Source organism: Mesorhizobium sp. Arg314 (genome assembly GCF_053714275.1).
This window is the reverse complement of sequence record NZ_JBSKBP010000203.1, coordinates 1-705: the sequence shown is the minus strand read 5'-3', so window position 1 is coordinate 705 and position 705 is coordinate 1. Positions and strand designations below refer to the sequence as shown.

The 705-nt window shown below is 63.1% G+C and carries 2 pseudogenes; both read left to right on the top strand.

The window, feature by feature from the left end:
- Positions 1-393 (top strand): annotated as a pseudogene (locus ACWGS9_RS35090) (hypothetical protein); the annotation flags it as partial.
- A pseudogene (locus ACWGS9_RS35085) lies at positions 390-705 on the top strand (DedA family protein); the annotation flags it as partial. The pseudogenes ACWGS9_RS35090 and ACWGS9_RS35085, both read left to right, overlap by 4 nt.

Sequence of the window (705 nt, the reverse complement as noted above, 5' to 3'; positions counted from 1 at the left end):
CGCCAGGAAAATCGGCAGCCCATTTTCGGCCGGTTTAACCCCGATTCACCCAGGCATGCTTCTTTTGTAGCTGATGTTAAAGACTATCTGAAGGGTGGTGGCCGCCCTGCTATTGTTACGCACCTGAAAAAGGTTGCGCCAGGGAGCCTCCCGTCGCGAGAGGAACTCACTGGGGAGCTCCCTCCCAGGATTGGGCGCCGTCGTAAGCTGGCTCCTCATCCCGAAGACGCCCCCTTGATCGAGGGCGCGCTCGGCCAAACGCTGAAAGATCTTGGAGCCCTCGACCTCGAGGCGGTCCGCATCGGCGGCACCTTCCGCAACTTTCCGCCGGCGACGGTCTACCGCGTTTCCAGGATCAAGAGCCTCAGCACCTACGATTGGCGCTTTTCGTGACCGATCTCCTGTCGGCGGTGCTGGGGCTTGGCCTGTTCGGCGCCGCATGTCTCGCCTTCACCGAAAAGATCCTGCCCGTGCCGCCGTCGCATGTGCTGCTGCTCTTTCTCGGCATGACCAGGGCGTCCGATCTTGCGGCGCTCGGCGCCCTGTTGGTGGTGACGACGCTGGCTTCGACGGCCGGTTGCCTGTTCTGGTACGCTCTGGGCGGCCGGCTGGGACCTGCGCGCGCCGGTCCCCTGATCCGGCGTTTCGGCCGTTATATTTTCCTGCGCCACGAAACCTATCTCCGTTTCTCCGGCGCCTACCGAC